The sequence below is a fragment of the Cyanobium sp. ATX 6E8 genome (genome assembly GCF_024346335.1).
Taxonomy (GTDB): domain Bacteria; phylum Cyanobacteriota; class Cyanobacteriia; order PCC-6307; family Cyanobiaceae; genus Cyanobium_A.
Window position 1 is genome coordinate 1 of sequence record NZ_JAGQCT010000035.1, and the last position, 5,569, is coordinate 5,569.

A 5,569-nucleotide genomic window follows, 5' to 3' on the forward strand; every position below is an offset into this window, starting at 1 on the left:
ACGTCGCATCCGGGCATCTGGAATCGACCTCAGGTAGCTGATCAGGTCGAGATCGGTTGCGGCAGAGGCGCTGTCGGGCACAAGGAGGAGGCGTTTCCACCGACCTCAACCCATGCTGACAGAAGCGCCAAGGGCGGCTGTGACACACTTTGAATCAGCCCTGCCCTTACCCCCGTGGATGGTCAGCTGATGCCCCGCGAAGTCCAGATCCTGCACGCGCAGGCGCAGGGCTTCCATCAGCCGTAGGCCTCCGCCATACAGCAGGCCACACACAAGAGCGGCTGGCCCCTCCAGCTGCTGCAGCACAGCTCGCACCTCCATCACACTCAGCACCACCGGCAGCCGCTTGGGACGGCGCGCCCGCACGACCCCATCAAGATCGCCGGGGTCGATCTCCAGCACACGCTTGTAGAGGAACAGCAAGGCGGCCAGGGCCTGGTTCTGGGTCGAGGCGCTCACGTGGTCCTCCACGGCCAGGTGAGTCAGGAAGGCATTGATCTCCAGGCTGCCCATCTCCCGCGGGTGCCGCATCTGGTGAAAGCGCAGGAAGCGCCGCAACCACCGTTCGTAGGTGCCGATGGTTTGCCGGGCGTAGTGACGCGATGCCAGGGCTTCCCGGTAGACCGCAATCAGGGAACGGGGTTGTGTCTCCATTGAGGCTGCCTTGCTGGAATCAGCATTCCCACGGCTCCCGCATTCGTCCTTCGCAGAAGATGGGATCTGGTTTCCGGTCACAGCCGTCAGCTTGGGCTGGTCTCCCTTACCTGGCCCACCGGCCTGCTCCATGAACCTCAGGACCTTGCTCCCCGCCGCAGCGGCTGGACTGTTGGTCGGCCTTGTGGCCGTTCCTCTCGCCAGCCGCGCCAATGGCAACAGCGACATCGCTCGTCGTAGCTGGATCAACACCCTCAACAGCGAGCTCAAGGCCGGCATCGACTACGACGCGGTAAAGACCAATCCGCTCACCCTTGCCCTGTTCGGGGTGGCTGACGCCGCTTGCCTCAACCAGGCGGCGGCGCTCGGGCTGGCCAGGTCGGTGATGGCACCGGCCCAGGCTCGCTATGCCGTGCAGCGCTTTGATGAGCGCTACTGCGTCGTCAAGCACCAGAGCAGCTGATGAAGACCTGGCAGAAGCTGGTCGTTGGCCTGGCCGCCTCGGCCGGCTTCTCCATCCTGGCCGGGGTGGTCTGGTTCATCTGGCTACTTCTCACCTCCCCGTCTGAACCTGAGGGCTTCGGGCAGGACCATCAGGAGCAGTGGGCCGTGGCCACCTGCTGGCGCGACATTCGCGACGGCAGCATCGCTGGCACGGACGAGTGCAGCGAGTACGCCCAGGCCCATCTCGACTTCTTCACCGACGAACTGGCGGCGGATGCGGCCACCACCACCTGCAACCTCAGCCGATCCCATCTGGCTTATGCCCGCACGAGCAGTCCCGATGCCAAGGTTCTGCTGGCGCAGCTGAAGGAGGAGGTTCGCTCCGATTGCTCCCATTCCGCTGTCTCCCGATGAAACGCCTGATCCCCCGCTTGTTGGTTGTCTACGGAGCCTCGCTGTCGGTGATGTTTGGTGTGGCGCTCATCCCGGATTACGCCGCACTAATCCATGCTGTCGAGCAGCGCGATCCGCAGGCCGAGCTGCGCCACCGCATCAACGTCTTCGCTGAGGGCACCTGGTTCCTGCTGGCCAACCTGATCGCGATCAGCGGCATCGCGATGGCAGGCCGCCGGCCTGAACCCTGATGGGCTGCCTGTTGCCCCTGCTGGCCATCCCGGCCGGATTGAGCGCCCTGGCGATTGGGCTGTTTCTGGTCTCGGCGATTCCTGATCCCAACAGTCCGGTGACCGCCTCCAATGCGGCGCGCCTCAAATCGGGCATGCCCTACGACGAAGTCGTGGCCATCGTTGGCGATCCAGCCCCGCCTTCCTTTGATGGCGACGATCAGGCCAGGTTCTGCCGCCATGGCAGCGACACCTGCAGCTGGTCGCCATGCCCGCTCTGCGACAACCGCCTATTCCTGACCTTTGAGCGCGGCGTGTTGGTGGCCAAGCGCTCAGAAGGCCTCTGAATCCTGCACAGAACTCCTCAACGCGTCGTTGTTCGCACGGCGGTTGAAGGGTTCTGCCGCCATGGCTCGTACTTTTAGTGCAGGAGTTCGCTCCGTTCATCCCGAGCACCGGCGCCAATCCTCCAGGGGATTGCCGGTCACCAACCTGCCGTCCGTTCCTGCTGGGCAAGGTGGTCAATCCTGGAACCCCGAGGGGTTGATGAGCAGGAACGCCATCCCGATCCGTCATGTCCTCCTGTGTTCACCGCAGCAGCCACCTCTCGCGTCATCTCGCCGCCCTGCGGCAGCAGCGTGACCTCAAGCCTGGCCAGCTGGCTGCTCGTCTTGGCGCCAGCAACCTCTCCAAGGTGGGCAGCCTGATCCGTGCCTTCGAGCTGGGAGAGCCGATCAGCGATCACTGGCTGCAGAAGTTGATCGCTGAGCTCCAGCCCGATCCAGCGGAGCTGCGACGCTGCCTCGAGCTGGATCAGGCCGAGTCGCTGGAGCAGCTCGAGCGTGAGCGCGATGCCTGGGAGGCCTGGGCGGAGGAACCGATCGATCCCTACCTCTCTATCCGCTACTCCCCGGGAGCGGGTCTCGTGCACAAGGTGCCCAGGGCGTTTTGCACTCCTCGTGAGACTACAGAAGACCGCGAGTGGGCAAGGCAACTCGCAGAAGACTGGGCCGCCGATCGGCTCAAGCGCTGCCCGCACAAGGGGATCTTGACCTGGAGCCGCCGTGAGCGCACCTGGTTTGATGAGCACGGGCTCAATCCACGCCGAGGCTCTGTCACCTTTGAGGGACGCACGACGGGGGCCTGGATGCAGCTCAGCGGCAGCCAGCAGCGGTTTCTCCTGGGCAGCGGCAGAGAACTGATCACCCGCAGCCACGGGCTGGATCAACCCTGAAGCTCAGCTGGAGCGGAGCCGCGACAGCGTCTGCCAGAGGCCGCGGGTGATTGGCGTGAGCCAATGCTCGGGGTTCTTCCACTTGAAGACGAACAAGCGATTGCCGATCGCCCCGATCTCTCGGCGAAAGCACGACAGACGGCGATCGTCGGTGGCAGAACCGTCGTGATAAACGGCGATGGCCGTATCACGCCTGCCTGCAATCCCGAGCTGATAAGCGCTGGCAACAGTGGGACTGCAGCCTTGGCGGTACACCTGGATGTCGACGTGGTCGCAGTGCTGAGCAGCTCGCCAGGAATACTGTCCCGGCTGGAACGAGCACCAGAGCTGTCTGGGAGCAAGGCTTGCTTTCAGGCTGGAGAGCGCCACAGGCGGCCGGGCGAAGAAATGGTCATCCACCTGCAGGGCGCTATAGCTGCTCAGGGCTCCCACCCGCTTGAGGTTGGTCGGGGTAGGGCGCTGGATCCAGGCCACGGGTTTCAGCCCGGCACGCCGTGCCCGCCAGGCGATCCAACGCAGCACCGGATCCGGCAGGGAATCGGCATGCACCATCACCACACCGGCCCCCTGCTGGCGCATCGCCTGCAGCTCAGGGTCCAGCTTGAACGAGCCCAGAAACAACAGCGCGTTGTATTGATCGAGCCAATAGCCATCTGCCGCCCTCACGGTCTGCGGTGCCGCCAGAAAGGCGGCTGGCACGATCAGAGCCAGCAGGAGCTGTCGCCAACGGCCGGTTCTCTGCACACACCCTCAACCAAGGCATGATCAGCCTGGCTGACTCTGACCGGAATGCTGGAGCGCAGCGCTGAGATCGACGACCTCGCCGGACGGATCTTCCTGGCGGAGCACTTCTGCAGTCGCACCATCCAGGCACCGGAGCCCGGTGAACCTGTTGGGGAGGTGCGCGTCTGGACGGAGCTCAACGACTTTGACCAGGCCCCCCTGGCCCACACGGGCGGGACTCAGGTTGTGCTGCGCAGCGCTCTGCAGGGGGTGTCTCCCGATCGCTGTGTTGCAGAGGTGGCCATGGCCACACCTGAAGGGCATTGGTTGGAGGGGACAGCGCCGATGCACCAGGCCCTGGCTGCGCTGGCACAGCGGCAGTGGTTGCTGGTCCACTCCGGCTCAACCCTGGTCGGAATCCTCACGCGCCATGACCTCGCCAGCCCCGTGGTGAGTGCCTATCTTCTGGCGCGATTGCTGGGCCTCGAGCAGGGCCTGCGGCGCCTGTACGGATCCTTCAGTCATCAGCCGCTGCCTGATGCACCGGGCCTGCCCGGTGAGCCCGGCGGCTGGTCGCTGGCCACGTTGTTGAACCATGTGGCCCCACTCACAACTCTGCGCGAGGCCCTCGGTTTCGAGAGCCGGAAATCCTTTGATCGAGCGACGGGCGGCCTGGTGACCTTGCGCAACCACCTAGCCCATGGCCGCAGCATCCTCACGCTCTCCAGTCATCCCGCCGAAGCGGTGGAGCGCATCGACGGATTGGAGCAGCTCATGGGCAGAGTCCGCCGCTTGCTCGACGACCGTGAGCATGTCTGGGACGCCTTCTCTGCCACAGAGATCGTTGGCCTGGACGATCCCGGGCAGGCCTGGGCTGGAACAGGGGCGGCGGCACTGCCTCTGCCGGCACCCGTGCATGTGATCACAGCCCAGAACCCCCATGAGCGTGTTCTGGAGGCCGACGTCAACAGGGAGCGCCATCGCCTGCTGCATCGCTACCTGCAAATGCGCGCTCCGGATGCCCAATCGATCGAGGTGCTTGGCCGATCCTGCAGTGGCCCCTGGGCGGAAGCCAGTTGGGCCATCAGCGGCTTGCAACTCGCAGAGGCGCTGGTGATCGCACAGCGCTTTGAGCAGCGAGCCATCTTTGAGCTCACCGAAGCCGACGTGCTCGTGATCGGGGTGGACGGCACCGAGCGGCGTCGCATTGCACGTCGCCGGTGATTGGTCCGGGCTCAGGTTTGCTTATCTGCTGAGCCAGGCCCGCAGGCTGCTCACCACCCAGAACCCAAGGGTGATGGCGATCCACTCACGGAAAACCACCACAAACCAGATCAGCCCCGCCAGCACCACCAGTGCTCCGAGTCCCTTGGCAACGGTGAGCAGGTCGTCTCGGCTCAGTTCAGTGGAGTCGCAGGACTGGGCCGCTGAGCGGCGGGTGCGGATGAATTCCCCTTTCTCGTTGAACGGCATGGCAGCTCCTCAGCAGGCCCGTCGGCAGGTCGGGCAGTTCTGCCCGTAGCCCACCTGGATCGAGGTGGTCACCTGCAGCGGGTGCGAGAAGATCCCGGCCGCTTCGCCGCCCAGGCGATCGTCGTTGCTGTTGCACACCAGCGTGTACTGACTGAGCTTGCCCAGCAGCCGCGGCACATGGCGGGGGTTATGGCGGTTCAGAAGGTCGATCGCCAGCTTCAGGCCCACCTGCACCACGTAGGCGATGTCGATGGCGAGGCCGGGTTGAAAGTCGAGCTGCTGCAGCTCGCTTGACGTGACCCCCTTTGTTGGTCCAAGCCTTATGAGAGTTGGTGGGTGTGGTCATGCGGCAACTCCCTGTTGAGCTGCCTCCAGGGGCGTACGCCCCTGGAGGGCCGAGTGCGGCCTGAGAGAGTTG

The 5,569-nt window shown here is 64.7% G+C and carries 10 protein-coding genes; 6 read left to right on the forward strand and 4 right to left on the reverse strand.

Annotated elements, in window-relative coordinates:
- Nucleotides 1-105: 105 nt before the first annotated feature.
- A complete protein-coding gene (locus KBY70_RS14325) occupies nt 106-654 on the reverse strand; it encodes a phage integrase N-terminal SAM-like domain-containing protein (protein ID WP_254988970.1) in 549 nt (182 codons plus the stop codon).
- Between the two features lie 130 nt (nt 655-784).
- On the opposite strand from KBY70_RS14325, the gene KBY70_RS14330 reads away from it, so the two are divergent.
- From KBY70_RS14330 to KBY70_RS14350, 5 genes are all read left to right on the forward strand, one after another.
- Nucleotides 785-1,117 (forward strand): hypothetical protein, encoded by a 333-nt coding sequence (locus KBY70_RS14330; RefSeq protein ID WP_254988971.1) that lies wholly within the window; start codon nt 785-787, stop codon nt 1,115-1,117.
- Entirely contained in the window at nt 1,117-1,512 is a 396-nt protein-coding gene (locus KBY70_RS14335) for a hypothetical protein (RefSeq protein WP_254988972.1), read from the forward strand. The genes KBY70_RS14330 and KBY70_RS14335 overlap by 1 nt, the downstream gene beginning before the upstream one ends.
- Nucleotides 1,509-1,742: a hypothetical protein gene (locus KBY70_RS14340; RefSeq protein WP_254988973.1), complete on the forward strand. Its 234-nt coding sequence runs from the start codon at nt 1,509-1,511 to the stop codon at nt 1,740-1,742. Before KBY70_RS14335 ends, KBY70_RS14340 begins: the two co-directional genes overlap by 4 nt.
- On the forward strand, nt 1,742-2,068 hold the full coding sequence (locus KBY70_RS14345) for a hypothetical protein (protein WP_254988974.1): 327 nt from the start codon (nt 1,742-1,744) through the stop codon (nt 2,066-2,068). The genes KBY70_RS14340 and KBY70_RS14345 overlap by 1 nt, the downstream gene beginning before the upstream one ends.
- 227 nt (nt 2,069-2,295) lie before the next feature.
- Nucleotides 2,296-2,955 carry a hypothetical protein gene (locus tag KBY70_RS14350; RefSeq protein ID WP_254988975.1) on the forward strand — a complete coding sequence of 220 codons (660 nt, stop codon included), beginning with the start codon at nt 2,296-2,298 and terminating at the stop codon, nt 2,953-2,955.
- A 3-nt stretch (nt 2,956-2,958) separates the two neighbouring features.
- Here the strand turns inward: KBY70_RS14350 and KBY70_RS14355 are convergent, their stop codons facing one another.
- Complete coding sequence (locus KBY70_RS14355; protein WP_254988976.1) at nt 2,959-3,654, reverse strand: hypothetical protein; 696 nt, start codon at nt 3,652-3,654, stop codon at nt 2,959-2,961.
- A gap of 90 nt (nt 3,655-3,744) precedes the next feature.
- On the opposite strand from KBY70_RS14355, the gene KBY70_RS14360 reads away from it, so the two are divergent.
- On the forward strand, nt 3,745-4,902 hold the full coding sequence (locus KBY70_RS14360; RefSeq protein ID WP_254988977.1) for a DUF3293 domain-containing protein: 1,158 nt from the start codon (nt 3,745-3,747) through the stop codon (nt 4,900-4,902).
- Between the two features lie 21 nt (nt 4,903-4,923).
- On the opposite strand, the gene KBY70_RS14365 is transcribed toward KBY70_RS14360, so the two are convergent.
- Both KBY70_RS14365 and KBY70_RS14370 read right to left on the reverse strand, forming a co-directional pair.
- Entirely contained in the window at nt 4,924-5,151 is a 228-nt protein-coding gene (locus KBY70_RS14365) for a hypothetical protein (protein WP_094560634.1), read from the reverse strand.
- A 9-nt stretch (nt 5,152-5,160) separates the two neighbouring features.
- A complete protein-coding gene (locus KBY70_RS14370) occupies nt 5,161-5,379 on the reverse strand; it encodes a hypothetical protein (protein ID WP_254988979.1) in 219 nt (72 codons plus the stop codon).
- Nucleotides 5,380-5,569 lie beyond the last annotated feature (190 nt).

Coding starts and splice junctions, on each gene's coding strand:
- KBY70_RS14350 (WP_254988975.1), top strand. CDS start 2,296: ATGTCCTCCTGTGTTCACCGCAGCAGCCACCTCTCGCGTCATCTCGCC.
- KBY70_RS14330 (WP_254988971.1), top strand. CDS start 785: ATGAACCTCAGGACCTTGCTCCCCGCCGCAGCGGCTGGACTGTTGGTC.
- KBY70_RS14335 (WP_254988972.1), top strand. CDS start 1,117: ATGAAGACCTGGCAGAAGCTGGTCGTTGGCCTGGCCGCCTCGGCCGGC.
- KBY70_RS14365 (WP_094560634.1), bottom strand. CDS start 5,151: ATGCCGTTCAACGAGAAAGGGGAATTCATCCGCACCCGCCGCTCAGCG.
- KBY70_RS14345 (WP_254988974.1), top strand. CDS start 1,742: ATGGGCTGCCTGTTGCCCCTGCTGGCCATCCCGGCCGGATTGAGCGCC.
- KBY70_RS14340 (WP_254988973.1), top strand. CDS start 1,509: ATGAAACGCCTGATCCCCCGCTTGTTGGTTGTCTACGGAGCCTCGCTG.
- KBY70_RS14325 (WP_254988970.1), bottom strand. CDS start 654: ATGGAGACACAACCCCGTTCCCTGATTGCGGTCTACCGGGAAGCCCTG.
- KBY70_RS14360 (WP_254988977.1), top strand. CDS start 3,745: ATGCTGGAGCGCAGCGCTGAGATCGACGACCTCGCCGGACGGATCTTC.